Below are 24,558 nucleotides of genomic sequence, written 5' to 3' on the forward strand. Positions count from 1 at the left end.
CTATTTCTCCAGCCGCGCCAGCAGCGAGGACGTGTCCCAGCGCTTGCCGCCCATCGCCTGCACGTCCTTGTAGAACTGGTCGACAAGTGCCGTCACCGGCAGTTTGGCGCCGTTGCGGTCGCCCTCGGCGAGGCAGATGCCAAGATCCTTGCGCATCCAGTCGACGGCGAAGCCGAAATCATATTTGCCGGCATTCATCGTCTTGTGGCGGTTCTCCATCTGCCAGGAACCGGCGGCGCCCTTGGAGATAACCTCGATTACCTTTTCGATGTCGAGCCCAGCCTTCTTGCCGAAATGGATGCCCTCCGCCAGGCCCTGAACGAGGCCGGCGATGCAGATCTGGTTGATCATCTTGGTGAGTTGGCCAGCCCCGGCCGATCCCATCAATCCGACCATGCGGGCATAAGCATCTATGACTGGCTTGGCCCTGTCGAAGGCGTCGGGCTCGCCGCCGACCATCACGGTCAGCATGCCGTTCTCGGCGCCTGCCTGACCGCCGGAGACCGGGGCGTCGAGGAACGCAAACCCGCGCGCTTGCGACTGCTGCGCCAGTTCGCGCGCGACCTCCGCCGATGCCGTGGTGTTGTCGATGAAGATGGCGCCTTTCTTCATGGAATTGAAGGCGCCTTCGGCACCGGTCGTCACCGAGCGCAGATCGTGGTCATTGCCGACGCAGGAAAAGACGAAGTCCTTGCCCGCGGCCGCCTCTGCTGGTGTCGCGGCGAAGCTGCCGCCATGCTGGGCAACCCACTGCTCGGCCTTGGCCCTGGTGCGGTTGTAGACGGTGACGTCGTGACCGCCCTTGTTCTTGAGATGTCCGGCCATCGGATAACCCATGACGCCAAGACCAAGAAATGCCACCGAAGCCATGTTTTCGAATCCCTTGGAAGCCTGCTTTGCGGTCTTCTTACCGGATCAGGCAAGGCGATGGGAGTCAGCGGTGTAGATGGATGGTGATGCGCCGTTCGATCCACTCGACGCCGTGGCGCAATGTTTCCACGATGATCAGATAGATGATCGCCGCCCAGATATACGACTGAAAGTCGAAGGTGCGCGCATAGGTGAGCCGGGTGATGCCCATCAAATCGTAGACCGTGATGATGGCGACGATTGCCGAGCCCTTGATCATCAGGATGATCTCGTTGCCATACGGGCGCAACGCGACGATCAGCGCCTGCGGCAGGATGATCTTCCACATCGTCTGCAGTTTGTGCAGGCCGAGCGAGGCGGCACCTTCCCACTGTCCCCTCGGCACGCTCTCGATTGCGCCACGCAAAATCTCGGCCTGGTACGCGGCCGTATTCAGCGAAAAGGCGAAGATCGCGCAGTTGAACGCTTCGCGGAAGAAGCCCCACAGTCCGACCATCTCGAGCTCCGGCCGGAAGGAGCCGACCCCATAGTAGACCAGGAAGGTCTGCGCCAACAGCGGCGTGCCGCGAAAGAAATAGACATAGGCATAGGCGAACCCCGAAAGGATCGGGTTCTTCGACATGCGTGCATAGGCGATCGGCACCGACAGGATCGCGCCAAGCACAATCGAGATGGCAACCAGCAACAGGGTGATGCCGAGGCCGGATATGTAGCCGGGTGCATATTTCTGGAAGAACTCCGGGTTCCACGCAGCGATCAGGTAGACGACCATGCCAATGCCGAGAGCGATCCACAGGCCGACCAGGACATGGCCGAGGATGCGTTGACGCGACCAGCCGCGTGCGGGCGGCGGCGGCCGGTCGACCTTCAGCGTGTCGGTGGCCAGGCTCATCTCTTGACCTCGCTGCCGCCGACCGCTCGTTCGATCGCATTGATGCCGAAGGAGGAGACGATCGCCAGCAGGAGATAGATCAGGCCGGCAAAACCGTAAAACAGGAAGGCATGCTTGGTGACGCGAGCGGCAACCCCGCTCTGCCGGAGGATCTCGTTGAGGCCGACGGCCGAGACGAGCGCGGTGTCCTTGAGCAGGATAAGCCAGAGATTGGCAAGTCCGGGCAACGCGATGCGGATCAACTGCGGCAGCACGATCAGCCGCATCGTCTGGCCGCTGGACAGGCCAACCGAATAGCCTCCCTCATATTGCCCTTTTGGAATGGCGCGGAAGGCGGATAAAAACACCTCGCTGGAATAAGAGGAAAAAATGAAGCAGAGCGCGATCATGCCGGCGACGAAGCTGTTGACGTCGGCGGACGTTCCGGGGCTCACCAGCCGGACAATGTACTGCAGGATCAATGGGATGCCGAAGAAGATCAGAAACAGCGTGAGCAGCTCGGGTATTCCGCGAAAAATCGTGGTGTAGATGTTCCCGGCCAGTCTCAGCGACGGCTCTTCCGACTGTTTGGCCAGCGCCACGAAAAAGCCGAGCGTCAGCCCGAAGGGCAGAGTGGCCAGCGCAAGACATACTGTGACAAACACACCCGCGGCGATGTCGTCGAGCCAGCCTTCGGGTCCCCAACTGAGAAGCGTCAGTGCGCTCTGCATCCGCCTGCCTGTTCTCCTTGAGGCTCTTTGAGACCCGTGCCGCGTCACCCCTCGTGCGCGGCATCCTTATAAGAACGGCGGGAATCTCCCGCCGTTCAAGTCCTCGTATGTCGGTCGATCAGGACTCGCCGCCATAAACATCATATTTGAAGTATTTGTCGTTGATTTCCTTGTACTTTCCGTTTGCTCGGATGGCGTCGATCGCCGCATTGAACTGGTTGACCAGATCGGTCTCGCCCTTGCGCACGGCAATGCCGGCGCCCGGACCGTGGATTTCGATGACCGGCTTGATTGTGCCGACCAGCTTGCAGCAGGCGCCGTCCGGCGAATCCAGCCATTGCTGCAGCACGACGATGTCGTCATTGGCGGCATCGAGCCGGCCATTGGCCAGATCGAGCTGGTATTCCTGTGCGGTCGGGTACGGCTTGACGGTGCTGTCGGTATAAGTCTTGGTCGAATAGTTGAAATGCGTGGTGGACGCCTGCACGCCGATCGTCTTGCCGGCCAAATCTTCCTTGGTGACACCCTTGATGTCGGTGTCCTTGGGCGCGGCAATCGCCGGCGGCGTATTGTAATATTTGTGGGTGAAGTCGACCTTCTCGGCGCGTTCCGGCGTGATCGACATCGACGCGACGATGGCGTCGAACTTGCCTGCCTGAAGGGCGGGAATGATGCCGTCCCAGTCCTGCGCGACAAAGGTGCACTTCACCTTCATCTCGTCGCAGAGCGCCTTGGCAATGTCGATATCGAAGCCTACGAGCTGGCCGTCGGCTGTCAGATTGTTGAATGGGGGATAGGCTCCCTCGGTGCCGATCCTCAAGGTCTTTTCCTGGGCCTGGGCAACGCCAAGCGTCAGCAGCGCAGCCGAAGCGGCAAGCGCGATACGCAGTGCAATACGCATAATGGTCCTCTCTGTTGGTCCCGGCCGTCGTTCCCGAACGGCTCTGTGGGCGGTGCTTTTGACCGCCCGCTGATGCGATATTCCCATTCTTTCCCAAGAAAAAGCAACTGCAAAACCGTCGCTTGAGGGAAGGTCATGTTCAGAAAGCGATGACGCTGGGTCAGACGCCTAAATTGGAAAGCAACTGGGCGGAAACTGTCTTCTGCCGCATTTTCAGCGCGACAGGCTTGTGGCGCGCTCGATGAAGTCAGCTATCGAATTCGTGTCGTCGAGATCGAAGGCCGGCAGGTCTTCGCCGACAATGGGGAAGTCGGAGGCGATGGCGACAATGTGTGGATCGCCTGCCGAGAGCGGTGTCCGGTCCTTGGCCTCGAGCCGTCTCGTCTCGATTTTCTTGTGCGCTTCGCGCTTGTAACCCTCGACCAACACGATGTCGCACGGTGCCAGCCGTGACAGGATCGCGTCCAGCGTCGGCTCGTCCTCGCCGCGCAATTCGTGCATCAGCGCCCAGCGCCTGCCCGACACGACCGCGACCTCCATCGCTCCCGCCTGCCGGTGGCGAAAGCTGTCCGCTCCGGGTTTGTCGATGTCGAAATCATGATGGGCGTGTTTTACCGTCGACACTTTCCAGCCGCGCCGGACGAGTTCGGCTACCAGCTTTTCGGTCAATGTCGTCTTGCCGGAGTTCTTCCAGCCGGTGATGCCGAAAATACGTCTTTTCATGGCTTGATGCTCTGCAACAGATGCACGGCCTGGGCAAGGTCGTCGGGAGTGTTGATGTTGAAGAACGGATCGATCTCGGCCCCGCCGGATTTCAGGATGGGAAATTCCACCTCGACAAAACCGTGCCGGTCGATGAACGCCGCAACGCGCCGGTTGTCTTCCTCGACGAGAAATTGTCGCAAGACCTGATCTAACCCTAGCGGCCAGAGTGCAAAGGTCGGATGCCGTTTGCCGCCGGAACAGGCGACCGCAATCGAGCCGGGGCGTTCGTCGGCTGCCGCGAGCAGCCGCTCGACCATATCCCTGGGCAGGAAAGGCGTATCGCCGGCAGCCGTGACCAGCGCCTGGCAGGTCGTGTCGGAAGCCCATTCGAGGCCGGTCAGGATCCCGGCAAGCGGCCCGGCATAACCTTTGACAGTGTCGGCAAGCACCGGAAGCCCCGTTGCGGCAAACCGTGTCGGATCGCCATTGGCGTTTAGCGCAAGCGGTCCGACCTGCGGGCCAAGGCGCGAAACGACACGGTCGAGCAGGGTACCGTCGCCAAGCGCAAGCAGCGTCTTGTCGCCGCCACCCATCCGGCTCGATCGGCCGCCGGCCAGAATGATCCCTGCGATATGTCGGCCCATCGTTTGCTGCCTAGACCCAAAATCCAGTTTTCAAATCAGACAGTCGTCGACAGTCACTCTATATGCCGTCCGGCGCCATGTCCGGTCCAGTGCTTTCGGCGGCTGTTTTTCGCCGGCCGACGATCCGTTCGCGGTAGAGTGCATAGAGGCCTGACGCGATGATGATCGTGGCACCGAGGATCATCGGCAGATCGGGGACATCGCCGAAGATCGTGAAGCCAAGCAAGATCGACCAGAGCAGGGCGGTGTAGCGAAACGGCGCGATGAAGGAGATATCGCCCACCCGCATCGCCGTGATGATGAAGTGATAGCCGATGAGCACGAGCACCGCCGCCAGCGCCAGGAACGCCGTGCTTTGTCCTGTCATCGGTGTCCAGCCGCCCATCGGCGAAAGCAGTGCCGCGCCCAGAACTGTCATGGCAAGTGCGGTGGCGGTCGACACCAGCAATGTTGGAATTGCCTGCGGGATCCGCTTGGTAGCGAGATCGCGCACCGCGCAGCATGCGACGCTGGCCAGCGCCAGCAGAGAAAAGACGCTGAACCCTTCGAAGCCGGGCCGCACGATGATCAGCACGCCGGCAAAACCGGCGGCAATGGCCAGCCAGCGCCGCCAGCCGACGCCCTCGTTGAACACAAGCGCGGCGCCCATCGTCACCGCCAGCGGCAGCGCCTGCAGTACGGCGGAGACATTGGCGATCGGAAGATGTGCCAGAGCAACCAGGAACGACACGGTGGCGCCGGCCTCGCCGGCGACGCGCAGCGCAACGGTCGGCTGCAGCATCGAACCTGGCCGGGCAAGCGCGCCCCGTTGCCACGCAAGCAGGCCAACGAAAAGCGAAGCGAAGGCGCCGCGGATCAGCATGACCTGCGCCATGTTCATCGATTCTGATGAGAATTTGGTGATCGCGTCGTTCAGAGTGAAACCAGCCATGGCCACCATCATGAACAACGCGCCGCGGAGGTTTGGCGAAAGAGGCAAGGCGATTACCGGGTGAGTCCTGCAGCAAGCGTCTAGCAGGCACCCACAAGACAGCAACGTCAAAGGGCTGGGCCACAGCCTTTCTGTGGCCCGTGACATCTGCCGCGCAAGAGCGGCAGGGCTTATTTGGGCGTCAGTACCTCGGTGCCGTTGCCTTCCTTGCCGGCAATCGTCCACAGGCCATGCAGCGAGCCGTCTTCCTGCACCTTGTAGACGACTAGACCGACCGCCTTGCCCATGACGTAGCCGGCGGAGAAGGCATCGTCGTTGCGCATGCAGATACCGTCCGAGGACGAGCCGCCTGTCTCCCAATGGATCGTGCAGGTCGTCTCGCTGGTCAGCGTGATCGTGGCGTCGCCACCATAGGACGACCCATCGAAATTGGTGCCGGCCACGGCATAGGTGCCGCCGATCGACTGAGCCGCCGCGGGCAGGGCCGCGAGGCTGAGCAATGCAAGAGAAAGAATGAGTTTGCGCATATCGTATTCCCCCACTGGGCGAAGAACCGCTCCAGAGCAGAGGCTAGGCCCGAATGGGCTTGCGGTAAATCCGGTGACCGTTTGCGGACAAGACCTTTTCTGGGTGTGACCCCAAAAAAGGTGCCGTTCTAAAGGATGGGTTCGGAGGGCAAATTTGTCACACTGCGGCTCGAGGAGAATTTTTCGACGAGATCAAATTTGCTCGGCAAGATTCACCAAATTGGTCATTGTAAGCTTCTGATCGTGTTGGGGAGATGGTCCATGATGAATGCACGAGGCAATGCGGACTGGCTTGGCACAGGCAGCAGGCGGCATGTTTCGTCGGCTTTCCGGTTCTCCTCTGCCCTGGCGGTTATCCTCATGGCGATAGCGCCTGCGTTCGCCGAGAACGGCGCTTCGGCGTCGGCAGTCGAACGGATGTCCACGCCGGGTCACGAAGCGGATGAGCTCGCTCGCCGCGTCGGGAAATGGTCCGTCGTCAACACGATCTGGCCAACGCCCGGCGCCCAGCCGATCGTGATGACGGGGCTGGTGGCCGAGCGCACGATGATCGGTCCCTTCATGCAGGAGGTGATGCGCCCGGCGCCCGGGTCGAAAATGCCGGACTTCCAGCGGATAGCCTATTTGAGCTATGACCGGGTGGAGGGCCGCTGGAAGTATGTCTCCATGGACACCCGTTTCCCGGCAGGGATCATGCCCGCCTGGAGTTTTGGTGGCGAGGAGGACGGCAAGATTTCACTGCTGTTCCAGCCGCTTGGTTTCGTCGGCTTCGGCCCGGAGGTCGAAGGGCGGTTCACGGCCTCCGATTTCGTCATTTCCAGGGACGGTGACAATCACGAAGTGGCCGAGCAACATTTCCTCCAGGCCAATGGCAGCGGCAAAAAATGGCTTGCCGTACGATATGACTACACGCGCCAACAACCGTGACTCGCTAGCAAAAACAATAGGCTGCCAATAAGTTCTGACGTCGCCGGATGCTCACGGTCCCCTGAGGCTGCCGGCGATCGCATCGACGAGCGGGTCGTATTTCGATTTCAGGGCTGGCGGGTAGTCGATCCAGACCGTGCGGATGACACCGTCTTTTCCGAACAGGCGGCGTTCATAGAAGATGTTCCCGCCTTTGATGCCCGACAGCACCGCCCAGTCCTTGCCGGTCTTGCTGTAGGTGATCCTGTAGCCAGGTTCCTTGCTGGCCCTCTCGGCGGAGACGAAGGCTGTCGGGGTGTCATCATCGATGTTGAGGATACCCGAACAGATCAGGCTGGCGCCATCGGCAGTGAGCCATTGTTGTCCATCGCCATTGTCCGGCTCAGGCTGGCGAAGAGTGAAGATTTCATCCGGAAAGGTGCAGATGGTACCGAAGCGCTCGTTCGTGTAGGTAAATGGCGCGGCAACTGCCGTGGTCCCCGCCATCACTCCGAAAAACGTCAGGACTGCAAAAAACCGCTGCACGCTTTGCCTCGCGCCGATACCAAGGCGATTATTCTTGCACGAAATCGGCGAAAAATCAGCCGCCGGTGACGCTCATATGCCGCGACACCGACGGACGGTTGGTGCGGCGATCGATGATGAAGTCGTGGCCTTTGGGCTTGCGGCCGATTGCTTCGTCGATGGCATCGGCGACCAGCTCGTTGCCTTCCGACGCACGCAGCGGCGCGCGCAGGTCGGCGGCATCTTCCTGGCCGAGGCACATGTAAAGGGTGCCGGTGCAGGTCAGCCGGACCCGGTTGCAGCTTTCGCAGAAATTATGCGTCATCGGCGTGATGAAGCCCAGCCGTCCGCCGGTCTCGGCGACTTGGACATAGCGGGCCGGGCCACCGGTCTTGTAGGGAATGTCGCTTAGCGTGAACTGGCGTTCGAGAGCCGCGCGCAGCAGCGACAGCGGCAAATACTGGTCGGTGCGGTCGGCGTCGATCTCGCCCATCGGCATGGTTTCGATGACCGTCAGATCCATGCCGCGGCCATGCGCCCAGCGCAGCATTTCCGGCAATTCGGCGTCATTGAAGTCCTTCAACGCCACGGCGTTGAGCTTTACCTTCAGCCCGGCCGCCTGCGCGGCGTCGATGCCGTCCATGACCTTGTCCAGATTGCCCCAGCGGGTGATCTGGCGGAATTTGTCGGCATCGAGGGTATCGAGCGAGACGTTAATGCGCTTGACGCCGCAGTCGGCGAGCTCGGTGGCAAAGCGGGAAAGCTGCGATCCGTTGGTGGTCAGCGTCAGCTCTTCCAGTGCACCACTCTCGAGATGCCGCGAAAGCTGGCGTACCAGGTGCATGATGTTCTTGCGCACAAGCGGCTCACCGCCGGTGAGGCGGAGCTTGCGCACACCCTTTTCGATGAAGACCGTGCAGAGCCGGTCGAGCTCTTCCAGCGACAGCAGGTCCTTCTTCGGCAGGAACGTCATGTCCTCGGCCATGCAATAGGTGCAGCGGAAATCGCAGCGGTCGGTGACCGACACGCGCAGGTAGGTGATCGTGCGACCGAAAGGATCGATCATATCCATGCTTGTGCGCTTCCCGTGGGCGTGAACGGCTTCGTTATATATGGCTATGTGATACGAGCCAACTTGGCATTCAAGATAGAAGCTCGCGATCATCGGTAACATTCCGACGCCGACAGATCATGTCGGAAGTTCTGAAACGGCCTGTTCCCTCGACGCGAAGCGGCGTAGGGAAGGGTGGTATTCCGCAGGATCCATCAGCATGACAGCGCCAAAAGAACTCAGGGTCTCGAAGGACCGCAAGCTGCTTTCCGTCACCTTTCCGGGCCATCAGCCGTTCGAATTGTCGGCCGAGCTGCTGCGCGTCGCCTCGCCATCGGCCGAGGTGCAGGGCCATTCGCCCGAACAGCGCGTCACCGTTCCCGGCAAGCGCAATGTAACGATTCTGAAGATCGAGCCGGTCGGCAATTATGCCGTGCGCATCACCTTCGACGATTTCCATGATACCGGCATCTTCACCTGGAATTACCTGCATACGCTGGGTCATGAGAAGGATGCACGCTGGGCCGCCTATCTCGCCGAACTGGAAGAGAAGGGGCTGAGCCGCGACCGTTGAATGGATCCCGCAGGACTCTCAGGTCAACGCAGGATTGCCAGTATCTCGCTGGTGTCGTGATAAAACGGCGTACCTTCGATCAGCCGATCATCCTTGAAGCGCAAGACTTCGGCAAACGGCTGTTTGATGGTTGCACCATTGGCCCGCGATGTCAGCGAAAGCGAGCAGCTCATGAACACCGTGTCATCGTTTTGGGCGACCTGAAGGTCCTCCACCGCCACGTCGCTCCAGATTTCCCGCATTTTGCGGAAAAGGGCGCCAACGCCGTCGAGGCCGTTCCAGTCACCGGCATAGGGCAGGGAGCGCGGCTCATGCACGACAATCTCGGCATGAAATGCGCCGGCAAGCACATCGAGGCTCTCCGACCCTGATTGCAGGAAACGCATTTCAACATTGAACATGTTTTCAATAAGTTCCATGGCGGTGCGTCGCCGGTCGAGCGGTTTATCCATTTTTGACCTCCGTATCCATGGGCACGATCATGCAGGTAAAGCGGTTTGCCCTTGTTTGCGTTGCCTCGACACCCGTTTCCTGATGACCGGCAAACGGGCACTTGTCGTGAAAACGTCATCCATCTGGAGTAGCGCCGGCAAAGCTTTGGAGACGAAAACATGTCCATGATCACCAGCATCGAACAGCTTGAAGCGCTCTATGGCCTGCCCGGCGAGGCGTCGGTGGTCAAGGAACTCGACCAGCTGATTCGCGAATACGCAGCTATCATCGAGGCTTCGCCGTTTGCCGCGCTCGCAACCTGCGGGCCAGAAGGGCTGGACTGCTCGCCGCGCGGCGATCTCGCCGGGTTCGTCCGCATCCATGATCCGAAAACGCTGATGATGCCGGACCGGCGCGGCAACAACCGTGCCGATTCGCTAAGGAACATCCTTCGCGATCCGCGCGTCGCGCTCCTGTTCCTGGTGCCGGGTTCCGGCACGACGCTGCGCGTCAATGGCCGCGCCCACATCACCACCGATACCGGGCTCTGCGCCTCGTTCGCCGTCGAGGGCAAGCCGGCGCGCTCGGTGACGATCATCGAGATCGATGCGGTTTATTTCCAGTGCGCCCGCGCCATCCACCGATCGGAACTGTGGAATCCGGCAAGGCATGTCGACCCGAGATCGCTGCCGACTCCCGGCCAAATCCTGGAAATCACCAGCCGCAAGAACATTGACGGCGAGGTCTACGACAAGGAATGGCCCGAGCGCGCGAAAAAATCGATGTGGTGAAGCATTTGGTGGTGGAGCACTGGGCTGTCAGGCGGTCTTCAAAACCTCGGCAATCCTACGCATCTGTTCGCCGATCATGTCACATTGTTCCGGCGTCGACTGGCTCATCGCCTTCTCGATCAGCGCCATATGGACCTTCAGCGCCTGCATCAGCAGTGCCTCGCCGGCCTCTGTCAACGTCAGCCTCAGCACGCGCTTGTCCTTCTCGTCGCCCTCGCGGCGCAGCAGGCCACGGGTCTCCAGCTGAGGCAAAAGCATAGTGATGTTGGAGCGGCCGACCAGCAGCCGACGAGCAAGGTCGTGCTGCGACATGCCGGGATGACGGTAGAGGTTCATCAGCACGTCGAGCTGCGCCGGCTTCAGGTCGAGCGGCGCAAGCTTCACCGCCAGGGTGCGTTCCACCACATGGCAGGCGCGCGCCACCGCGACCCAGTTGCGAAAACGCGGGTTGTCCCAGGGCAGGTCTTGCTTAATGTTCATGTTTGAACTATTATGTTCATGCTTGAACCAATGAATGGATCGCCACTATGGCATCATTTGGACTGAAGGTCATCCGCGGCACGTTCGGCGTGGCTGAGCATGTGGCACCGCGACTCACCGGGCGTGCTGCATTCGAGCTGTTCTGCCGCACGCCGCACGAGAAGAGCTTGAGCAAAGGCGAGCGCCGCGCAATTGATCGCGCCGCCGATTTCATGACCCAGGCACGCCATCACCGGCTAAAGACCAGAACCGGCTGCGTCATGGTGCATGAATTCCGGCCCGAGCCGGGCAGGGCGACTGCCGGCACCGTGCTCGTCATCCATGGTTGGCGTTCGCGCACCGAATACATGCGCACGCTGATCGAAGCCTATCGCGATGCCGGCTACAAGGTGGTCTCGCTCGATCTGCCGGGCCACGGCCAGTCGCAGGGCCGCCGGCTTACCCTGGTCAGTGCGGTCGATGCGGCACGGGTTGCCGGCGAATGGTTCGGCCCGTTCGCGGCCATTGTCGGCCATTCCTTTGGTGGTGCCGTTGCCGCCAACGCCGTCGCCGGTTCGATCAGGAACATCCCGCGATTGGCGGCCGGGCGTCTGGTGCTTATCGCCGCGCCGAGCTCGCTGCCGGCGATCTTCGCTGATTTCAGCCGCATGCTGAATGTCGGCTCGCGCTCGCAGGCCGCCATGGCCGACCGGGTCGAGCGCATCGCCGGCCGGCCGTTGCACGAGTTCACCGGTGACCGCCAGCTCGCAAGCACGCCGCTGCCGACGCTGGTGATCCACGCGCCGGACGACCGCGAAGTTTCCGCCGAGCATGCAAGGCTCTACACGCGCGCCGGAGACCATGTGCGGCTTTACTGGGCCGACGGGCTCGGCCACCGCCGCATTCTCGCCGACAGGGGTGTGGTGGAGCGTGCCGTTGGCTTCGTTGCCGGCAGGCTGGAGCCGTCTCTGCAGTGACCTGAATATCGTTCTTGTCAGCCGGTTTCGACCGTCACGCCGCCCCGGTGCTGGCCATCGCTATCCAAGCCGCCATTGCCCCGTCCACCGTCGCCAGAAGAGCCGAGCGCGACGCGCCGTCGCGCGCCTGGATCGACATGCCGTGCTGCACGGTGGCGTAGAAGGTCGCGGCCGTACCGCAGTCGAAATCAGCCGGCAACTCCCCCTCGGCCACGCCACGCTCGAGCCGTCTCAGCAAGGCTTCGCGGTTTTCGGCGCGGCGACGGCGCAGATCATCGCAGATGGCGCCGCGGCTTGAGTCCTGGTGCAATGCGCCGAGCGCGATAAGGCAGCCTTGCGGACGACCGGTCTGTGAATAGGCCCTGGCAGTCTGCCGCAGGAACCGTTCGACGGCCTGGCGCGCGGTCGGCGCCTTTTCCAGCGCAGACCAGATCTCGGTTCCCTCGACCCGCGTGTAAAGCTCGGTTGCCTCGAGAAACAGCGCTTCCTTGCTGCCGAAGGCGGCATAGAGGCTGGGTGAGTTGATGCCCATTGCAGCGGTCAGGTCGCTTATCGACGCGCCCTCATAACCCTTGGCCCAAAACACTTCCATTGCGCGCCGCAAGGCGGCGGCTCGATCGAAGGTGCGGGGGCGGCCTCGTTCCGGCATGGCATCCTTTCTGTATTGATCGATACATAATTCAGTTGACGTGGTTCAGCAAGGCTGGCAGATATTTATGTATCAATCACTACAAAATGGAGAAGCAGATGTCATCCAGAAGCTTGAACGGCAAGGCCGCCCTCGTCACCGGCGGCAGCCGCGGCATTGGTGCGGCGATCGCAAGAAGGCTCGCGGCCGACGGCGCAGGCGTGGCGATCACCTATGTGAATGGCGAGGAAGGGGCGCGTGCGGTGGTCAGGGAAATCGAGGCGGCCGGCGGCCGGACCTTTGCCATCAAGGCCGACAATCGCGATGCTGGTGCGATCGAGGCGGCAGTCGATGAGGCAGCAAAAGCCTTCGGACGGCTCGACATCCTGGTCAATAGCGCCGGCATCTGGCGCGCTGCGCCGATCGATGTCCTGTCGCTTGCCGATTTCGATGAGACAATGGAGGTCAACCTCAGAGCCCCGTTCGTCGCCGCCAAGGCGGCAGCAGCGCATATGGGCGAGGGTGGCCGGATCATCTCGATCGGCAGCAATCTGGCCGAGCGTGCCACGGACGCCGGCCTGAGCGCCTATTCGGCCAGCAAGGCTGCCTTGGTTGGCCTGACCAAGGCCTTTGCACGCGATCTCGGTCCGCGCGGCATCACCGCCAATGTCGTCCATCCGGGGTCGACCGATACCGACATGAATCCGGCAGGCGGCCCGCACGCCGAGCATCAGCGCCAGAAGATGGCGATGCCTCGCTTCGGCACGGCCGACGAGATCGCCGGCATGGTTGCGTGGCTTGCCGGCCCCGAAGGGCGCTTCGTGACAGGCGCGGCATTGACCATCGACGGCGGCGCCAACGCTTGAGGTTTGGCTCACGGGCACTACCATTGGACGGGAGCGACGGCGGATTCGCTCCCCCGTCACGACGTTGTGAAACCGTTCTGCAACAGACGTTCCGAAATTTATGAAAGCTTAACGAAATCAGTATGAATCAGTGTAGTCACGCCTTACATCCGCCATGGGGTGGGCGAGACCGTGAAAGCGGTGCGGAACGGGATCCGGTTCAACCGGAGCGGGTGATCCACGAAACTCTTTGGAAACAAAGCAACCGTGCTGCCGTTTGCGGTGGCCGCGGCAATGCTGGCCTTCGGGGCGCCGAAGGCTGAAGCGCAAGGGTTCTTCGACATGCTTTTCGGCGGCGGCGTCAAACACGCACCGCCGAAAGGTAACTTTCCGCCGCCACCGTCAAAATACAAGCCGAAGCCCAAGGCGCCGGCCGCTTCCGGTGGTGGGGGCGGTGGTGGTGCGCAAATCAGCGGCCCGTCCTATTATACCTACAAGAGCGATCCGCTGGTGCGCGTCGATTTTTCGGCCCTGTCGGCAGCGCCTGAACCAGCAACGCCTCAGGACGCTGCTTTCGAGCCGGCGGCCACCGGGGCTGCATTCCGCGAAGCCATTGCCGGCCTCGACGGCTATGACCTCTACGCCGAGAAGGACACCGCCAAGGCGCTGATCGCCTATTACTCGGCCAATCCGGATTTCATCTGGGTGACGGGAACCAGTCCCAGCAGCCGTGCCCAGGATGCCGTGCGGGTGCTGGGCGAGGCCGCGAGCTACGGCCTGACGCCCGCCGACTACACCGTCGAAGTTCCGGCAGCAGGCACATCGGCGGGCAATGTCGATGAACGCCTGAAAGAGCTGGTCCGCTTCGAGATGGCGCTGTCGGCGCGTGTCCTGCGCTACGCCCGTGACGCACAAAGCGGCCGCATCGATCCCAACCGCATGACCGGCTACTACGATTTTCCGCCGAAGCCGCTCGACATGGAAGGGGTGCTGAAGACGCTGGCCCATACCCAGCAAGTGCGCACTTATCTCGAGTCACGGCATCCACAGAATTCCGAGTATCAGGCGCTGCGCGTCGAACTGGAAGCGCTCCAGGCCAGCGCCGAAGACGAAATCACCATCGATCCCAATCTGCTGTTGAAGCCGGGGCAGACCAGCCCCGAGCTGCCGAAGCTTTTGACAAAGATCGCGCGCAATCTCGATGACGAGATGGGCGGCGCCTATGGCGAGGTCCTGGCGAGGCTCGCTACCAGCGAGGTCTACGATCCGGAGCTGGTGCCGGTGATCAAGGCGGTGCAGAAACGGGCCGGCATGAAAGGCGACGGCGTCATCGGCCCGCGTACCGTTGCATCGTTGGCCGGAACGTCCAAGGCCGACAAAATTCAGAAGGTTCGGGTTGCGCTCGAAGAGTTGCGCTGGTTGCCTTCCGACCTTGGCAGCCCGCGCGTCTTCATCAACCAGCCGGCTTTCACCGCGAGCTATATCGATGATGGCGAGGAGAAGCTGAAGACCCGCGCCGTGGTTGGCAGGCCCACCAACCAGACTGCTTTCTTCTATGACCAGATAGAGCAGGTCGACTTCCATCCCTATTGGGGCGTGCCGCAGTCGATCCTGGTCAACGAGATGCTGCCGCGGCTGCGCCGGGATCCTGGCTATCTCGACCGCGCCGGCTACGAGGTGGTCAATGCCCGCGGCAAGCGCATTCCCTCGTCCTCGGTCAATTGGGGCGCCTACGGCGCAAAGATACCCTACGGCGTGCGCCAGCTGCCGAGCGAGGCCAACGCGCTGGGCGAGCTGAAGATACTGTTCCCCAACAAGCATGCAATCTACATGCACGATACGCCGCAGAAGTCGTTTTTCCAGCGCGACATGCGTGCGCTCAGCCATGGCTGCGTTCGCTTGCAGGATCCGCGCGGCATGGCCGCTGCCGTGCTCGGCACCTCGGTCGACTACATCGAGGACAAACTGAAACACGGACATTCGACCGAGGACGTGACACGCAAGATCCCGGTCTATGTCGCCTATTTCACCGCATGGCCGGACCTGTCCGGCAAGGTAGAATATTTCAATGACGTCTACGGCCGCGATACAAGGCTGCAGCAGGCGCTCGACAGCACGGAAGCGGTGCGTTCGCCGGCAAGCTGACGAATGCGGTTCTAGCGCTGAAACAGTGGACGCCGGAAACCGGCATCGCGTCCGGCGATGAGCCAATAGACCAAGCCCGCGACAACGCCTGCGGCGGCAATGATGCCGATATCGGCCCAGCGCTCCGGGTTCGTGTCATCCGGTACACTGGGCCAGATCAAGGCGAAGCCGCCAACCGCGGCCGCCCCGCCGAAGACCATGTGCAGCCAAAAATTGCGCAGCGAGAAAAACTCGGCAATCAGTGCGAAGATCAGCGTCTGCAAGCCGGTCAGCACGATCGTCAGAAAATAGATGAACATGCCTAGCGGCGGCAACAGCAGCACCGCAACGGGGGTGACACCCATGACGTCGAAATAATTCGGCGCATTTGGCAGCGAACTCAGCCCGCCATAGATCGCCGCCACCGCGATCAGCCCAACCAGTACCGCTATGAAATAACCCGCGAGCATCATCAGAAAGCGTTTCAATACGTGCTTTACCGTCGCCATGCCCACCCCCGCGCGCAATGATAGCACTCAGTCAGCCATCAAAGTCATATCTACGCAAGCGTCTGCCGAAGGCCGGGGGCCTTCGAGGCGCGCCATTTTTTAGAATCTGGACCGTTGGCGCCCAGCTTCATTTCGGCGCGGCTGTCACCGGATCGTAGGTGATTTCGACTTTCGCCTTGTCGCTCGTGTAATAAATGACGGTGTAGCCATCGCTGTCCCAATCGATTTCCTTGATGTAGCGGAAGTCGTCGCGCTGCTCGACCTTGGCGATGATTTCCGACAGCTTCTTGGCATTCTGCGGCGGCACCGGATTTTCGTCCGCGGCAAAGGCCGATCCGCCGACAAGCAGCACGGCGGCCGCCAAAACAAGTCTGGACATGGCTTTCCCTCACATCTCGATCAGCAGAAACTCGTTTCTATGCAGGTTTGTTCCGGGATAGCGGACCGTTGCGTTACAAGGAGGCGCCGTCCGTACCTGATTTATGGCTGCCGAAAGAACACGGCGACTGCTTAAAATCATGATGCGTCGCCTCAACATCGCGGCCGTAATAGTGCCGGTGGTCATTCGGGGTTTTACATGCAAATGCGTCATGCCATCATATTTGTACTTTTCATATTTTCCATTCCGGCCATTTCGATGCCTGTCCAGAAAGCCGAGGCGCTAGAACCTGAACGCTATACGGTCTATTGCGCCGACGACCGCATCGAGGTTTCGTTCTGGGATATCGAGCAGATGAAGGTGCGGGCCGGCTCCAACGTTTGCCAGTTCCAGAGCTATACGAGAGGCAGCGCTTTGAATTTCGCCCAAAAGAATTTTGGCGGCGAGGGGGGCTACCTGCAGCTGCTAGCCGCTCTGACTTGGAATTGATTCAGGAAAGCAGATGGTGGGCGATGCAGGGATTGAACCTGCGACCCCACCCGTGTGAAGGCAGAATGCCGGTCACGACTTTCCCTTTTGTTTTCCGAACCTTACACGCTTCTTCTTTATGGACTGTACCTGTTTCGCGTCAAACAAGCCAGCTTCGCGGTCGAAAATCCCGGCGACATTTCGCCCGGCTTCCTCGCTGTGGACATAGGTTTGCATGAACAGGCTGGCCGACTTCCAACCGCCCGCGTCCATAGCCTCTTTGATCCGCGCGCCGCCGTTGATTGCGTTCGTCGCAAAAGAGTGCCGGCCAGCCGCATGGCTCGATCTTGGCTCGATCTTGGCCCGCTTGCAGACAGCCTTGATGCGTCTGTTGACCGCTTGCCGGTCGGTATAGCCAAACACCCTCTTGCCCTTCTCTAGGCCCAGCGCTGCCATCCTGGCTACGAGCTCGGCTGTGAGGTAGCGCGGCGACCATTCGTCGGTCTTCGTCTTCTCCAGCATCGCCACGCGGGCGCCAAGATCCACGAATTCGCCAAGAAGGTTGATCGCTTCCGAGACGCGCGCACCTGTCTGTTGCATGAACAGGACACAGGCCGACAGGTGGGGCAGGCCGCTCTTGTCGGATTCGGCAAGGAACTTCGTCATCCAATCCCGATCGACAGGCTTGTTCTTTCGCGATTTCGCAACATCGAACTGCTTCACCTTGACCGGGCCGCACCATCCCAAATCATGAGCGTGGTTGATGATCGATCGGGCGGGGGTCACGGCTTGCCTGTTGCGCGTCGAGGCCGAAGCCTTCGGATAGAGCGTCAGCGCAGCACCACGTATCTCGGCCGGCATGATCGATCCGACCGCGCGGCCCTTGAAATGTTTCAGAACCTTGGGAACATAGCGACCTTCGCCGCCCTGTTCGAGATAGCTCACGGCTGCTTCTTCGAAGGTCCGGACGGCAGCCTCGCCATAGGTACTACGTTTGTAGAGCTTCGCCTCGTAGATGGCTCTTTGCTCTTCGGCTTCGGCTGGGTTGCGAGTTTTAAGGCTCTTTCGTATGCGCTTTCCGTTGAAGGTCCCGGTGGCGTAGGCAATTCCGTCGCGCCATTCGACTTTGAGGCCCGGCATGATATCTTCTCCCGCAGCAGGGCGATGTGTTCAGGATAGAACACCTTCTTGACGCCACGTCGCTCAAAATGCGGATTGTCCTTGATTTCGTCCACAAGGAACCGCCTGGACACGCCAAGCAGGATCGCGGCGCCGTCCATATCGATGGGCACCAAGCCTTCGGTCCATGCGGGAAGGGTTCGCGTCACCTTGCCCTCCCGCCATCTCGTGCCAGATATGCACGGCCGGCATCTGTAATTCGGACTTCCCAGCAAGGATCGATCTTGCCTGATCGCCTGCGGGATGTGAATGGTGTTCGAGTTGCGTAGCCTAGATGGACAAGGTATCCAAGCGAGGCAATAGGTTGCTCTTGGAGCTCATGTGCTGGACGCTCAGCAATGATCTTCAGCGCGCGCAAAGTATCAGATGTCAGTCGCACGCTCACAGGACGCCCCCATGCTCTGGTTTGCGCCCGTAAAGATCAAATCCGCTCCCGGCAGGATGCGCGGTGTAAACAGCGTCGAATCTGCCTTGGAGGAAATGCAGAAATGGCCGGTGCGCAAAAAGCTTCGCTCTGCCTACGTGATCTGCGCTCGGGCGATCGATGAGCCTACCCCGGAAGCCATTGCAGAAGCGCGACAGGCTTTTGTTGAGGCTGCCGTTGAGGCTAAGGCTTGGCGGGAGGGGTAACATCTACACCGCCTCCCGCGACAGGACAGCAGCGGCCATGACGGCTAAAGCCGGTCGGTATTTGCGCTCAAGCCGTTCGGCGTCGGTCTTGCCGCGCCAGAATTGCCAGCGCTCGCGCCAGTTAAGCCAATGCAATTCGCCGTTGCGCATGATGAGCAGCGGCCCGTCTATGTTCGGCCGGATGTCTGGTTTAGCGTCAGCTGGCCAACCTATGTAGCCACCCCAGCCGACCGATTGGTAAACCGTTCCCTCGCGCATCTTCATCACCCCTCTCCCTTTCCAGAGAGGCGATCCTGGCGGGGAAGGAGAGCGCGGAGAGTTGCCCGAGCGCGACGGAGATCGGATAGACGCAAGGTATAGACTATCGAACGGCCCGCGTGCACGATGACCTTCGTGTCGTCCAGCTGGTCCTCGTTGCCTTCGTCTGCCAACTCCTCGAACGGCGCCAGCGCCTCTCTCAGTGCTTCCCGTTCGGCTTCGGATGCGGTGGCCTCAGCTAGATATTGCTCGCGCAAATCCGAATGATGCTCGGCCAGCCGTGCCAGCCTGGCATTCTCAGCTTCGAGGCTGGCTATGTGGTCGGCGGCTTCACGCATTGCATTGGGGAGCGGGTGGGCGAAGAGCGGCTCAATTGTCGCGTTGTAATCCGAAGCGAGCCGGTCAATTTCATCCTTCGTCCGGCAAAGGAACGCCGTGCGCCCCTCGACAACGCCACGCCATGCTACGGCCTCGGCAGCATCCCCTACAGGGAGAGCATAGGCCGCGTTCCACGCTTCGCCTGGCTTGCTGTTCTGGTATTCTGGTGCGGTGGGTGTTTCGTTGTTGGTGGTCATGCCAGGACAGCCTTTCCCAGGGTGATGAAGCCGTGCCAACCAGGGCACGGATTGCCGTCAAAGCCCTTGTGCGGCTGGTCACTGGCGTCGATGCTGGGAGTTATGGTGAGCGAATCCCAACCCTTGTGCTCGTCTTGTTCTGCGTGCCACAGCCGGCGAGGTGGCGCGCCAGTCGTCAGCACCACATCTCCGGCTTGGCCTGACCAGATATCAATCTGAACTGCACCCTTGCCGCAAAGCGGACAACGGAAGGATAGCGTCTGGTATTTTTGATCAGGCTGCGGATGCCGTGGGTCTAGCATCGGATCGAGATCGGCAAGGTTTGCGTTCATGACGATTTCTCCCCACCAGAGGGATTTCCTGCGAGGGCGACCAGCTCGTCATGAGCGGGTCCGCAGAGTTCCTTGGCGTTGCCACCAAAATGACGGATGACCTGGCGCCAACTGTCGTCGAGCGACCGCCTGTGGACATTGACGAGTGGCCGGTCCTTCACCTCGGCGTTCCACCGCCCGACGGCCCACACCACTATCTCCCCCGCCGCACCCATGCTGGCAGGGACGGCTTGAGCTTGGGAGAGGGCGGCGCGGATCAAAGGCAAGGTATCGTGCGCACTGTCCGGGGTGTTGGCATCCGGCATGCGGATGAAACCCAACTCAATGCCGTTGGCGATAAATTGCTCGGCTTTCCGCAGCGCCTTCAGCACCTCCCCATCCACCGCCGATGTTATGGCGGGCTCAGCCTGCTCGCGAAGGCGACTTTCTATAGCTGCGAACCCTTCTGCCATAGAACTGGCAACCGCCAAGACCCTGCTGTCCTGCTTGTCCCGCGCATCGCCTATGGCTGCATTCCAGAAACAGCCAAGAGCGTCAGCCAACATTTCGGCCGTCAATGTTTTGCCACTGCTCATTGGTCTATTCCTCTGCGTTTCTTTTCGGCGCGTTGTGCATCGATTATACGCTCGGCCGTTTGCAGTAGAGACTTCGGCGGATAAGCTTCCGAAGCGGGCGGGGTGGCTACGAGAGCGGACAGGCGAGCGTGTAAGTCTTGGGATCGTGTAAGGATGCTTGCGGGGATGGCATCCCCTGCGTAGGCCGTATAGCTTTCCATCAGCAGCAAAAGTTCGCGGTACAGTTCCCCCACCGGTGCGGCTTGGGCCTTGGAGAGGGCTTCGCTGATCCAGCGCGAAAGCATCTGATCGCCTTCACCGGCCGAGCGCTGTCGGTCCCGGCACTCGTGCACGATCTCCGAAATACGCGCATACGTCAGTCCATCCACCGCCGATGTTGGGGCGGCGTCGCGCATCGCGAGATAGACCTGTTGCGCGTCGGTAAAATCGACTCCATCGTAACCGAGTTCCACAAGTTTGGCTCGGCCTGCTTCGGCCATCTTTGGGGTCAGCACCTTCACCATCTCCCCATCCACCGCCGATGTTGGGGCGGCTTGGGCATTGAGGGCGGCGCAGAACTTGTCGGCCCAGAACTGCCGGTCAGTCGGGCTTGAGCACCGCGCCATGGTCCAGATATCTTCCATGATCGCGGCGATGGTATCCCCATCCACCGCCGATGTTTGGGGCGGCGGGGTGGCGTAGAGCTTGCTGACTAGGGCGTCTCCGACAAAGTAGAATTCAGCTTCTGCGGTTAGCCCCTTGGCCTGCAATCGCTTGTCGATGCAAACGGTGCAGAGCACGTTATGGGGCTCGGCGATCTGGTTCCAAATCCCGCTTGGGATTACGGTGTCGAGGATGTGCGCGCGACCGCATTCCTCGCACCTCAAATCATAGTCAGGTCGAGTACTGTCCGTCGGTGCGGGCGGGGTGGCTACGAGAGCGGCTGAAAGTGCGGCTGTCATGTTCTTGCGGTAGTGAGCTTTGGCGAAAGGCTCTTCATCAGCCCACGTCGATGTGAACGCCTCGCATGCACGCTCTACCGCCGCATCGTCCACCACGGCTGGCGCTTCGGGATTGCTGAGAGTGGCGATGTTCTGCCATGCCTGATCCCCTACAGAGGCGTCATAGCGGCGCTGCATACCTACCAAATCGCCGCCGAATAACGCATGAGCGGCGAGCACGTCACGATGTAATTTCATAGCCGGTTCCACTTCCAATGGTTGCGGGCGTAGACGATCCAGAGGGCCGCATTCATCGGGAGCAGGCCCCACGCGCTGGCACTGACTATCCAGGCGAGCCAGAGAGCTTGATTGCCAAGGCCGAACAGCCACGCATGACGCGACTTATTGCCGGCGAGGACGGTCATGTAGATCGTGACGGCGGACAGCAGCCAAGGGAGATAGTTGCGGATTGCTTCGCTCATGACGATTTCTCCCCACCAGAGGGAAGAGAGGGGTTTCCTGCGAGGGCGGCGCGCTTGATGACGCTGCGAATGTTGGCAATGTCGTTCAGCGCCATCTTCGACGTGTAGTACTCTTCGTTGACGCACCGGTCAGAGATAGTCTCGATATCTGCCAGCGCCTTCGCCACCTCCACATCCACCGCCGATGTTGGGGCGGGCGGGGTGGCGGTTGGCGCTTCTAGAGTGGGGTTAACTTCGATATGGGCATCGGTATATGCTTTGGATAGTTTCTGGACCTCCACCAGCACTCGTTCAGCATCCTTGCGATCCGTTGTCGTGTAGGCGTCGTCTCCGCCCGAAATGACAAGTCTGGTACGACGGCCGCGCATCATGGCCGTGAGCTGATAACGCACCACGGGGGCGGGCGGGGTGGCTACGAGAGCGGCTCGGATGCGAGATTCGAAGTCGGCTTGTGCTGCGGCCTTGGCGGCTTCAAGGGTGTCGAACTCGCCGAGCGTACACTGATCGCGAAATCGCAATTCAAACACATCGCGCCCAAGCGGGATGCAGTAGAGACCAACACCAGTTGACGCTAGGCATTCCCATGCTGGCGGGATTGGCTCCTCGCGCCACTCCAGCCCCTTCACCGCCACAGCTTCAACCGGGCTGGATTTGGTGAGAGTGGCGCTGAGGCTGGAAATCGCCGATCGGACATCGTCAAGCCTGATCATCAGTTCGGCCTTTGGGTCGTCAGCTTCGACGGCCATCCGCAGCAATTCGATGTCAGCGGTGATGCCGTCAAGTACGTCTTGCGTTGGCGTGGTCATGGGCGGCCTCCCAATCCGCAGTAGCCGCGCGTCGTGTCATCAATGTACATCGGCGCATCGGAGCGCGTGTCTCGCGGCGGCCACGACATCGCGCTGTGATTGGGCTTCCAATCCGGGTTCGGCTTTTGCGCCCAGCGCCACAGCATGCAGTTTGAGCCGATGCATTTGGCGAAGGCGTGCGCACGGGCAGCGTCGATATCCATCGAATAGCGGTTGCCGGCCTCTCCATTGGCGACGCGTGCCTGCGGGCACCATTTCATTTCGGCTTCATCTTCGGTGTGGGTCATATCGTCCTCGCTGTATAAATGGAACGCCTTGGCGGCATGGCCTTGGCCTCGCGCTCGGGCTTTTGGGGTTTGCGAAACTGCGGGCCGGACAACTTGCCGGCGGGCCGGACGGCGCCTGACGCCTTGTCGCGCTGGCGATCGCCTTTCCTGGTGCGGCGGATATCGTCGGCTGTTTTCTCGGCATGGCAGACAGAGCAAAGGACTTGCGCATTCGCCAGCACCGGCTCGCCGCCGAGAATATCGGGCAGGATGTGGTCGACCTCGCCTTCGCGCGATTTCAGCACGGCCGAGCACTTCTCGCACTTGCCGGCGGCGCGCTTGATGGCGGCCTGTCTCACCTTGCGGGAAAACTCGCGGCGGCTCATGCTGCTCGTCCCATGTGGTTGGCCTGGCTGGCATAGCGTCCGTCAACAATCTCGATGATCTCGTCGCGAAGCTTTTCCCAGCCTTCGGCGTCGTCGAGCAGGCGGTGGCAGATGGCGAACACGGCCCGCTCGAAAAACCGCAGGAACGCGGCCTGGTCCATGCTGACGAAGGCGATCGACTTCGGCACGTAGTGCACCTTGCCGAGATGGTCGATCGAGGTTTTTACGTGGCCGACGGCGTATTTGATCCAGTCGAGCAGGGTTTCCTCGTCGCCTTCCCACGCGCCGCCGTCGATGACGTGGCGCATGAGCAGGAACAGCATCCGGTGATGCCTGACGTTGCGCGGCGTGTGGATCTCGGTCAGAACCTCCTTGCCGCGCTTCATGGCGAGCAGCATTTCGAATCCGTCAGCATCGCACGGCACTAGGCAGTGCATGCCGGCGATGACGTCGTGGCGGAAGGCGGCTTTTGAGGTCACAGCAGTGTTCCTTGCTGGCCGGTGACAGCCGGTCTCTCCGGTTTGGGCTTTGCCACCTTGGCTTCCGGCGGAAGCATCCACTTAGCCGGTTCGACCGGCTTGTCGGTCTTTGCGAAAGGCAGGAGCTCGCGCCAGTCGAAGAACCCGAGCCGACCGCCTACCGGGATGAAATCGACCGGCTGCGCACCGACGATCACCAAAGCCTTCGGACCGAAGAACCACGGGCTTTCGTGCTCAGAGACGATATCGTCGACGCACCCGACGCCCACGATGCCGCCGCGCAGAAGATCGGCCGGCGGCGGGCAGGTGTAGCCATTGTCGGAGCAGACAGCGGCGCAGTCCTCGTATTCATCGCGCGTCATGCCGGTTGAAGCGTGGATCGCGACCGGTCCACGAAAGCGCAAGCCAGGGTTGCCAGCCCGCCATGAGCGGTTCTCGACTGTTTTCCAGCCGGCGGCGAGGCAATAGGCCCACGGCTGGCGAACGGAGAGAGCCCAGCGAGGGTATTGGATGAAGCTGTAGCCACAAGCTCCAGTGATTGTCATCGAATTTCCCTCACGCTGAAACTTGGGCGCTTCTTCTTCTCGTCGACCTCGTCGCCGAGCACGACCAGCGGCAGGCGAAGCTCCTGTGCGTCGATCGACAGCGTCGGATGCGTCCAACTGACGCCCATGGGCAGATCGCAGCGGAAGACGACCGGCTGGTCGCAATTCATGCACTTGCCGGTGATGTCGGCCTGCTTGATCGTGTCATCCTCGATCCGGGCGACCTTGACGTTGAACTGGAAGTCCAGATGCGGGCATTGCGCTGAACCGCTCATCG

Annotated in this window: 35 protein-coding genes and 1 pseudogene; 8 read left to right on the forward strand and 28 right to left on the reverse strand. The window is 61.0% G+C overall.

Annotation, left to right across the window (positions count from 1 at the left end; all coding sequences use genetic code 11):
- From NKI25_RS18475 to NKI25_RS18510, 8 genes and pseudogenes are all read right to left on the reverse strand, one after another.
- Nucleotides 1-876 (reverse strand): annotated as a pseudogene (locus NKI25_RS18475) (NAD(P)-dependent oxidoreductase); the annotation flags it as partial.
- Between the two features lie 58 nt (nt 877-934).
- Nucleotides 935-1,762: an ABC transporter permease gene (locus tag NKI25_RS18480; RefSeq protein WP_352785127.1), complete on the reverse strand. Its 828-nt coding sequence runs from the start codon at nt 1,760-1,762 to the stop codon at nt 935-937.
- The gene (locus tag NKI25_RS18485; RefSeq protein WP_023675013.1) at nt 1,759-2,472 is read right to left on the reverse strand and encodes an ABC transporter permease; all 714 of its coding nucleotides are present in this window, start codon (nt 2,470-2,472) and stop codon (nt 1,759-1,761) included. The genes NKI25_RS18480 and NKI25_RS18485 overlap by 4 nt, the downstream gene beginning before the upstream one ends.
- Nucleotides 2,473-2,590: 118 nt before the next feature.
- Nucleotides 2,591-3,373, reverse strand: a complete 783-nt coding sequence (locus tag NKI25_RS18490) for an ABC transporter substrate-binding protein (RefSeq protein WP_023717637.1) — start codon at nt 3,371-3,373, stop codon at nt 2,591-2,593.
- A 213-nt stretch (nt 3,374-3,586) separates the two neighbouring features.
- Nucleotides 3,587-4,096, reverse strand: coding sequence for a molybdopterin-guanine dinucleotide biosynthesis protein B (gene mobB / locus NKI25_RS18495; protein ID WP_023675015.1), 510 nt, complete (start codon nt 4,094-4,096; stop codon nt 3,587-3,589).
- Nucleotides 4,093-4,722: a molybdenum cofactor guanylyltransferase MobA gene (mobA, locus tag NKI25_RS18500; protein ID WP_352593597.1), complete on the reverse strand. Its 630-nt coding sequence runs from the start codon at nt 4,720-4,722 to the stop codon at nt 4,093-4,095. The genes mobB and mobA overlap by 4 nt, the downstream gene beginning before the upstream one ends.
- Before the next feature lie 58 nt (nt 4,723-4,780).
- Nucleotides 4,781-5,701, reverse strand: coding sequence for a DMT family transporter (locus tag NKI25_RS18505; protein WP_352456740.1), 921 nt, complete (start codon nt 5,699-5,701; stop codon nt 4,781-4,783).
- A 122-nt stretch (nt 5,702-5,823) separates the two neighbouring features.
- A complete protein-coding gene (locus NKI25_RS18510; RefSeq protein WP_023675018.1) occupies nt 5,824-6,180 on the reverse strand; it encodes a hypothetical protein in 357 nt (118 codons plus the stop codon).
- A 198-nt stretch (nt 6,181-6,378) separates the two neighbouring features.
- Here NKI25_RS18510 and NKI25_RS18515 point away from each other — a divergent pair, with 198 nt between their 5' ends.
- Nucleotides 6,379-7,107, forward strand: coding sequence for a DUF1579 family protein (locus NKI25_RS18515; RefSeq protein WP_198023531.1), 729 nt, complete (start codon nt 6,379-6,381; stop codon nt 7,105-7,107).
- 51 nt (nt 7,108-7,158) lie between these two features.
- Here NKI25_RS18515 and NKI25_RS18520 read toward each other — a convergent pair whose 3' ends face one another.
- Both NKI25_RS18520 and moaA read right to left on the reverse strand, forming a co-directional pair.
- The gene (locus NKI25_RS18520; protein ID WP_023675020.1) at nt 7,159-7,632 is read right to left on the reverse strand and encodes a hypothetical protein; all 474 of its coding nucleotides are present in this window, start codon (nt 7,630-7,632) and stop codon (nt 7,159-7,161) included.
- A gap of 55 nt (nt 7,633-7,687) precedes the next feature.
- Nucleotides 7,688-8,683, reverse strand: coding sequence for a GTP 3',8-cyclase MoaA (gene moaA, locus NKI25_RS18525; protein WP_031211306.1), 996 nt, complete (start codon nt 8,681-8,683; stop codon nt 7,688-7,690).
- 199 nt (nt 8,684-8,882) lie between these two features.
- On the opposite strand from moaA, the gene NKI25_RS18530 reads away from it, so the two are divergent.
- Nucleotides 8,883-9,236, forward strand: coding sequence for a gamma-butyrobetaine hydroxylase family protein (locus tag NKI25_RS18530; RefSeq protein ID WP_023675022.1), 354 nt, complete (start codon nt 8,883-8,885; stop codon nt 9,234-9,236).
- Between the two features lie 23 nt (nt 9,237-9,259).
- Here NKI25_RS18530 and NKI25_RS18535 read toward each other — a convergent pair whose 3' ends face one another.
- Nucleotides 9,260-9,688, reverse strand: coding sequence for a nuclear transport factor 2 family protein (locus NKI25_RS18535; protein ID WP_023675023.1), 429 nt, complete (start codon nt 9,686-9,688; stop codon nt 9,260-9,262).
- A 159-nt stretch (nt 9,689-9,847) separates the two neighbouring features.
- On the opposite strand from NKI25_RS18535, the gene NKI25_RS18540 reads away from it, so the two are divergent.
- Nucleotides 9,848-10,459, forward strand: coding sequence for a pyridoxamine 5'-phosphate oxidase family protein (locus tag NKI25_RS18540; RefSeq protein ID WP_023675024.1), 612 nt, complete (start codon nt 9,848-9,850; stop codon nt 10,457-10,459).
- Between the two features lie 27 nt (nt 10,460-10,486).
- Here NKI25_RS18540 and NKI25_RS18545 read toward each other — a convergent pair whose 3' ends face one another.
- A complete protein-coding gene (locus NKI25_RS18545) occupies nt 10,487-10,939 on the reverse strand; it encodes a MarR family winged helix-turn-helix transcriptional regulator (protein WP_352448891.1) in 453 nt (150 codons plus the stop codon).
- A gap of 47 nt (nt 10,940-10,986) precedes the next feature.
- Here NKI25_RS18545 and NKI25_RS18550 point away from each other — a divergent pair, with 47 nt between their 5' ends.
- Nucleotides 10,987-11,895: an alpha/beta hydrolase gene (locus tag NKI25_RS18550; RefSeq protein WP_352456749.1), complete on the forward strand. Its 909-nt coding sequence runs from the start codon at nt 10,987-10,989 to the stop codon at nt 11,893-11,895.
- A gap of 34 nt (nt 11,896-11,929) precedes the next feature.
- Here the strand turns inward: NKI25_RS18550 and NKI25_RS18555 are convergent, their stop codons facing one another.
- Nucleotides 11,930-12,544 carry a TetR/AcrR family transcriptional regulator gene (locus tag NKI25_RS18555; protein WP_352456750.1) on the reverse strand — a complete coding sequence of 205 codons (615 nt, stop codon included), beginning with the start codon at nt 12,542-12,544 and terminating at the stop codon, nt 11,930-11,932.
- 98 nt (nt 12,545-12,642) lie between these two features.
- Between NKI25_RS18555 and NKI25_RS18560 the strand changes: the two genes are divergently transcribed.
- Both NKI25_RS18560 and NKI25_RS18565 read left to right on the forward strand, forming a co-directional pair.
- Nucleotides 12,643-13,389 carry a 3-oxoacyl-ACP reductase family protein gene (locus NKI25_RS18560; RefSeq protein WP_023675028.1) on the forward strand — a complete coding sequence of 249 codons (747 nt, stop codon included), beginning with the start codon at nt 12,643-12,645 and terminating at the stop codon, nt 13,387-13,389.
- Between the two features lie 273 nt (nt 13,390-13,662).
- A complete protein-coding gene (locus tag NKI25_RS18565; protein WP_352999038.1) occupies nt 13,663-15,513 on the forward strand; it encodes a L,D-transpeptidase family protein in 1,851 nt (616 codons plus the stop codon).
- 11 nt (nt 15,514-15,524) lie between these two features.
- On the opposite strand, the gene NKI25_RS18570 is transcribed toward NKI25_RS18565, so the two are convergent.
- Nucleotides 15,525-16,001: a hypothetical protein gene (locus NKI25_RS18570; protein ID WP_023675030.1), complete on the reverse strand. Its 477-nt coding sequence runs from the start codon at nt 15,999-16,001 to the stop codon at nt 15,525-15,527.
- 127 nt (nt 16,002-16,128) lie between these two features.
- Nucleotides 16,129-16,380 carry a PepSY domain-containing protein gene (locus NKI25_RS18575; protein ID WP_023675031.1) on the reverse strand — a complete coding sequence of 84 codons (252 nt, stop codon included), beginning with the start codon at nt 16,378-16,380 and terminating at the stop codon, nt 16,129-16,131.
- Between the two features lie 258 nt (nt 16,381-16,638).
- On the opposite strand from NKI25_RS18575, the gene NKI25_RS18580 reads away from it, so the two are divergent.
- Complete coding sequence (locus NKI25_RS18580) at nt 16,639-16,869, forward strand: hypothetical protein (RefSeq protein WP_352998933.1); 231 nt, start codon at nt 16,639-16,641, stop codon at nt 16,867-16,869.
- Nucleotides 16,870-16,941: 72 nt separating this feature from the next.
- Here the strand turns inward: NKI25_RS18580 and NKI25_RS18585 are convergent, their stop codons facing one another.
- Nucleotides 16,942-17,988, reverse strand: a complete 1,047-nt coding sequence (locus NKI25_RS18585) for a tyrosine-type recombinase/integrase (protein ID WP_352998935.1) — start codon at nt 17,986-17,988, stop codon at nt 16,942-16,944.
- A 435-nt stretch (nt 17,989-18,423) separates the two neighbouring features.
- Between NKI25_RS18585 and NKI25_RS18590 the strand changes: the two genes are divergently transcribed.
- The gene (locus NKI25_RS18590; RefSeq protein ID WP_352998937.1) at nt 18,424-18,657 is read left to right on the forward strand and encodes a DUF982 domain-containing protein; all 234 of its coding nucleotides are present in this window, start codon (nt 18,424-18,426) and stop codon (nt 18,655-18,657) included.
- A 3-nt stretch (nt 18,658-18,660) separates the two neighbouring features.
- On the opposite strand, the gene NKI25_RS18595 is transcribed toward NKI25_RS18590, so the two are convergent.
- The 12 genes from NKI25_RS18595 to NKI25_RS18650 are packed head-to-tail and all read right to left on the reverse strand — an operon-like array spanning nt 18,661 to nt 24,556.
- Complete coding sequence (locus NKI25_RS18595; RefSeq protein WP_352998939.1) at nt 18,661-18,921, reverse strand: hypothetical protein; 261 nt, start codon at nt 18,919-18,921, stop codon at nt 18,661-18,663.
- On the reverse strand, nt 18,921-19,490 hold the full coding sequence (locus tag NKI25_RS18600) for a hypothetical protein (protein WP_352998941.1): 570 nt from the start codon (nt 19,488-19,490) through the stop codon (nt 18,921-18,923). Before NKI25_RS18600 ends, NKI25_RS18595 begins: the two co-directional genes overlap by 1 nt.
- Complete coding sequence (locus NKI25_RS18605; protein WP_352998943.1) at nt 19,487-19,822, reverse strand: hypothetical protein; 336 nt, start codon at nt 19,820-19,822, stop codon at nt 19,487-19,489. The genes NKI25_RS18600 and NKI25_RS18605 overlap by 4 nt, the downstream gene beginning before the upstream one ends.
- Nucleotides 19,819-20,397: a hypothetical protein gene (locus NKI25_RS18610; RefSeq protein ID WP_352998944.1), complete on the reverse strand. Its 579-nt coding sequence runs from the start codon at nt 20,395-20,397 to the stop codon at nt 19,819-19,821. Before NKI25_RS18610 ends, NKI25_RS18605 begins: the two co-directional genes overlap by 4 nt.
- Nucleotides 20,394-21,575 carry a hypothetical protein gene (locus NKI25_RS18615; RefSeq protein WP_352998946.1) on the reverse strand — a complete coding sequence of 394 codons (1,182 nt, stop codon included), beginning with the start codon at nt 21,573-21,575 and terminating at the stop codon, nt 20,394-20,396. Before NKI25_RS18615 ends, NKI25_RS18610 begins: the two co-directional genes overlap by 4 nt.
- Nucleotides 21,572-21,799 carry a hypothetical protein gene (locus NKI25_RS18620; protein WP_352622331.1) on the reverse strand — a complete coding sequence of 76 codons (228 nt, stop codon included), beginning with the start codon at nt 21,797-21,799 and terminating at the stop codon, nt 21,572-21,574. The genes NKI25_RS18615 and NKI25_RS18620 overlap by 4 nt, the downstream gene beginning before the upstream one ends.
- Nucleotides 21,796-22,605 (reverse strand): hypothetical protein, encoded by an 810-nt coding sequence (locus NKI25_RS18625; RefSeq protein ID WP_352998948.1) that lies wholly within the window; start codon nt 22,603-22,605, stop codon nt 21,796-21,798. The genes NKI25_RS18620 and NKI25_RS18625 overlap by 4 nt, the downstream gene beginning before the upstream one ends.
- The gene (locus tag NKI25_RS18630; protein ID WP_352998950.1) at nt 22,602-22,892 is read right to left on the reverse strand and encodes a hypothetical protein; all 291 of its coding nucleotides are present in this window, start codon (nt 22,890-22,892) and stop codon (nt 22,602-22,604) included. The genes NKI25_RS18625 and NKI25_RS18630 overlap by 4 nt, the downstream gene beginning before the upstream one ends.
- On the reverse strand, nt 22,889-23,257 hold the full coding sequence (locus NKI25_RS18635; protein ID WP_352998952.1) for an HNH endonuclease: 369 nt from the start codon (nt 23,255-23,257) through the stop codon (nt 22,889-22,891). Before NKI25_RS18635 ends, NKI25_RS18630 begins: the two co-directional genes overlap by 4 nt.
- Nucleotides 23,254-23,736, reverse strand: a complete 483-nt coding sequence (locus tag NKI25_RS18640) for a hypothetical protein (RefSeq protein ID WP_352998954.1) — start codon at nt 23,734-23,736, stop codon at nt 23,254-23,256. Before NKI25_RS18640 ends, NKI25_RS18635 begins: the two co-directional genes overlap by 4 nt.
- The gene (locus tag NKI25_RS18645; RefSeq protein WP_352998955.1) at nt 23,733-24,281 is read right to left on the reverse strand and encodes an ASCH domain-containing protein; all 549 of its coding nucleotides are present in this window, start codon (nt 24,279-24,281) and stop codon (nt 23,733-23,735) included. The genes NKI25_RS18640 and NKI25_RS18645 overlap by 4 nt, the downstream gene beginning before the upstream one ends.
- A complete protein-coding gene (locus NKI25_RS18650; RefSeq protein WP_352998956.1) occupies nt 24,278-24,556 on the reverse strand; it encodes a hypothetical protein in 279 nt (92 codons plus the stop codon). Before NKI25_RS18650 ends, NKI25_RS18645 begins: the two co-directional genes overlap by 4 nt.
- Between the last annotated feature and the right edge of the window lie 2 nt (nt 24,557-24,558).

The organism is Mesorhizobium sp. M0808, from assembly GCF_040320025.1.
Taxonomy (GTDB): Bacteria; Pseudomonadota; Alphaproteobacteria; order Rhizobiales; family Rhizobiaceae; genus Mesorhizobium.

Excerpts from the sequence above, each read along its gene's own strand:
- NKI25_RS18580 (WP_352998933.1), top strand. The coding sequence starts at position 16,639 with ATGCCTGTCCAGAAAGCCGAGGCGCTAGAACCTGAACGCTATACGGTC.
- NKI25_RS18490 (WP_023717637.1), bottom strand. The coding sequence starts at position 3,373 with ATGCGTATTGCACTGCGTATCGCGCTTGCCGCTTCGGCTGCGCTGCTG.
- NKI25_RS18530 (WP_023675022.1), top strand. The coding sequence starts at position 8,883 with ATGACAGCGCCAAAAGAACTCAGGGTCTCGAAGGACCGCAAGCTGCTT.
- NKI25_RS18645 (WP_352998955.1), bottom strand. The coding sequence starts at position 24,281 with ATGACAATCACTGGAGCTTGTGGCTACAGCTTCATCCAATACCCTCGC.
- NKI25_RS18625 (WP_352998948.1), bottom strand. The coding sequence starts at position 22,605 with ATGACCACGCCAACGCAAGACGTACTTGACGGCATCACCGCTGACATC.
- NKI25_RS18575 (WP_023675031.1), bottom strand. The coding sequence starts at position 16,380 with ATGTCCAGACTTGTTTTGGCGGCCGCCGTGCTGCTTGTCGGCGGATCG.
- NKI25_RS18650 (WP_352998956.1), bottom strand. The coding sequence starts at position 24,556 with ATGAGCGGTTCAGCGCAATGCCCGCATCTGGACTTCCAGTTCAACGTC.
- NKI25_RS18485 (WP_023675013.1), bottom strand. The coding sequence starts at position 2,472 with ATGCAGAGCGCACTGACGCTTCTCAGTTGGGGACCCGAAGGCTGGCTC.
- NKI25_RS18510 (WP_023675018.1), bottom strand. The coding sequence starts at position 6,180 with ATGCGCAAACTCATTCTTTCTCTTGCATTGCTCAGCCTCGCGGCCCTG.
- mobA (WP_352593597.1), bottom strand. The coding sequence starts at position 4,722 with ATGGGCCGACATATCGCAGGGATCATTCTGGCCGGCGGCCGATCGAGC.
- NKI25_RS18545 (WP_352448891.1), bottom strand. The coding sequence starts at position 10,939 with ATGAACATTAAGCAAGACCTGCCCTGGGACAACCCGCGTTTTCGCAAC.
- NKI25_RS18585 (WP_352998935.1), bottom strand. The coding sequence starts at position 17,988 with ATGCCGGGCCTCAAAGTCGAATGGCGCGACGGAATTGCCTACGCCACC.
- NKI25_RS18620 (WP_352622331.1), bottom strand. The coding sequence starts at position 21,799 with ATGAGCGAAGCAATCCGCAACTATCTCCCTTGGCTGCTGTCCGCCGTC.
- moaA (WP_031211306.1), bottom strand. The coding sequence starts at position 8,683 with ATGGATATGATCGATCCTTTCGGTCGCACGATCACCTACCTGCGCGTG.
- NKI25_RS18590 (WP_352998937.1), top strand. The coding sequence starts at position 18,424 with ATGCTCTGGTTTGCGCCCGTAAAGATCAAATCCGCTCCCGGCAGGATG.
- NKI25_RS18630 (WP_352998950.1), bottom strand. The coding sequence starts at position 22,892 with ATGACCCACACCGAAGATGAAGCCGAAATGAAATGGTGCCCGCAGGCA.
- NKI25_RS18635 (WP_352998952.1), bottom strand. The coding sequence starts at position 23,257 with ATGAGCCGCCGCGAGTTTTCCCGCAAGGTGAGACAGGCCGCCATCAAG.
- NKI25_RS18550 (WP_352456749.1), top strand. The coding sequence starts at position 10,987 with ATGGCATCATTTGGACTGAAGGTCATCCGCGGCACGTTCGGCGTGGCT.
- NKI25_RS18560 (WP_023675028.1), top strand. The coding sequence starts at position 12,643 with ATGTCATCCAGAAGCTTGAACGGCAAGGCCGCCCTCGTCACCGGCGGC.
- NKI25_RS18570 (WP_023675030.1), bottom strand. The coding sequence starts at position 16,001 with ATGGCGACGGTAAAGCACGTATTGAAACGCTTTCTGATGATGCTCGCG.
- NKI25_RS18535 (WP_023675023.1), bottom strand. The coding sequence starts at position 9,688 with ATGGATAAACCGCTCGACCGGCGACGCACCGCCATGGAACTTATTGAA.
- NKI25_RS18480 (WP_352785127.1), bottom strand. The coding sequence starts at position 1,762 with ATGAGCCTGGCCACCGACACGCTGAAGGTCGACCGGCCGCCGCCGCCC.
- NKI25_RS18595 (WP_352998939.1), bottom strand. The coding sequence starts at position 18,921 with ATGAAGATGCGCGAGGGAACGGTTTACCAATCGGTCGGCTGGGGTGGC.
- NKI25_RS18610 (WP_352998944.1), bottom strand. The coding sequence starts at position 20,397 with ATGAGCAGTGGCAAAACATTGACGGCCGAAATGTTGGCTGACGCTCTT.
- NKI25_RS18600 (WP_352998941.1), bottom strand. The coding sequence starts at position 19,490 with ATGACCACCAACAACGAAACACCCACCGCACCAGAATACCAGAACAGC.
- NKI25_RS18615 (WP_352998946.1), bottom strand. The coding sequence starts at position 21,575 with ATGAAATTACATCGTGACGTGCTCGCCGCTCATGCGTTATTCGGCGGC.
- NKI25_RS18565 (WP_352999038.1), top strand. The coding sequence starts at position 13,663 with ATGCTGGCCTTCGGGGCGCCGAAGGCTGAAGCGCAAGGGTTCTTCGAC.
- mobB (WP_023675015.1), bottom strand. The coding sequence starts at position 4,096 with ATGAAAAGACGTATTTTCGGCATCACCGGCTGGAAGAACTCCGGCAAG.
- NKI25_RS18555 (WP_352456750.1), bottom strand. The coding sequence starts at position 12,544 with ATGCCGGAACGAGGCCGCCCCCGCACCTTCGATCGAGCCGCCGCCTTG.
- NKI25_RS18540 (WP_023675024.1), top strand. The coding sequence starts at position 9,848 with ATGTCCATGATCACCAGCATCGAACAGCTTGAAGCGCTCTATGGCCTG.
- NKI25_RS18605 (WP_352998943.1), bottom strand. The coding sequence starts at position 19,822 with ATGAACGCAAACCTTGCCGATCTCGATCCGATGCTAGACCCACGGCAT.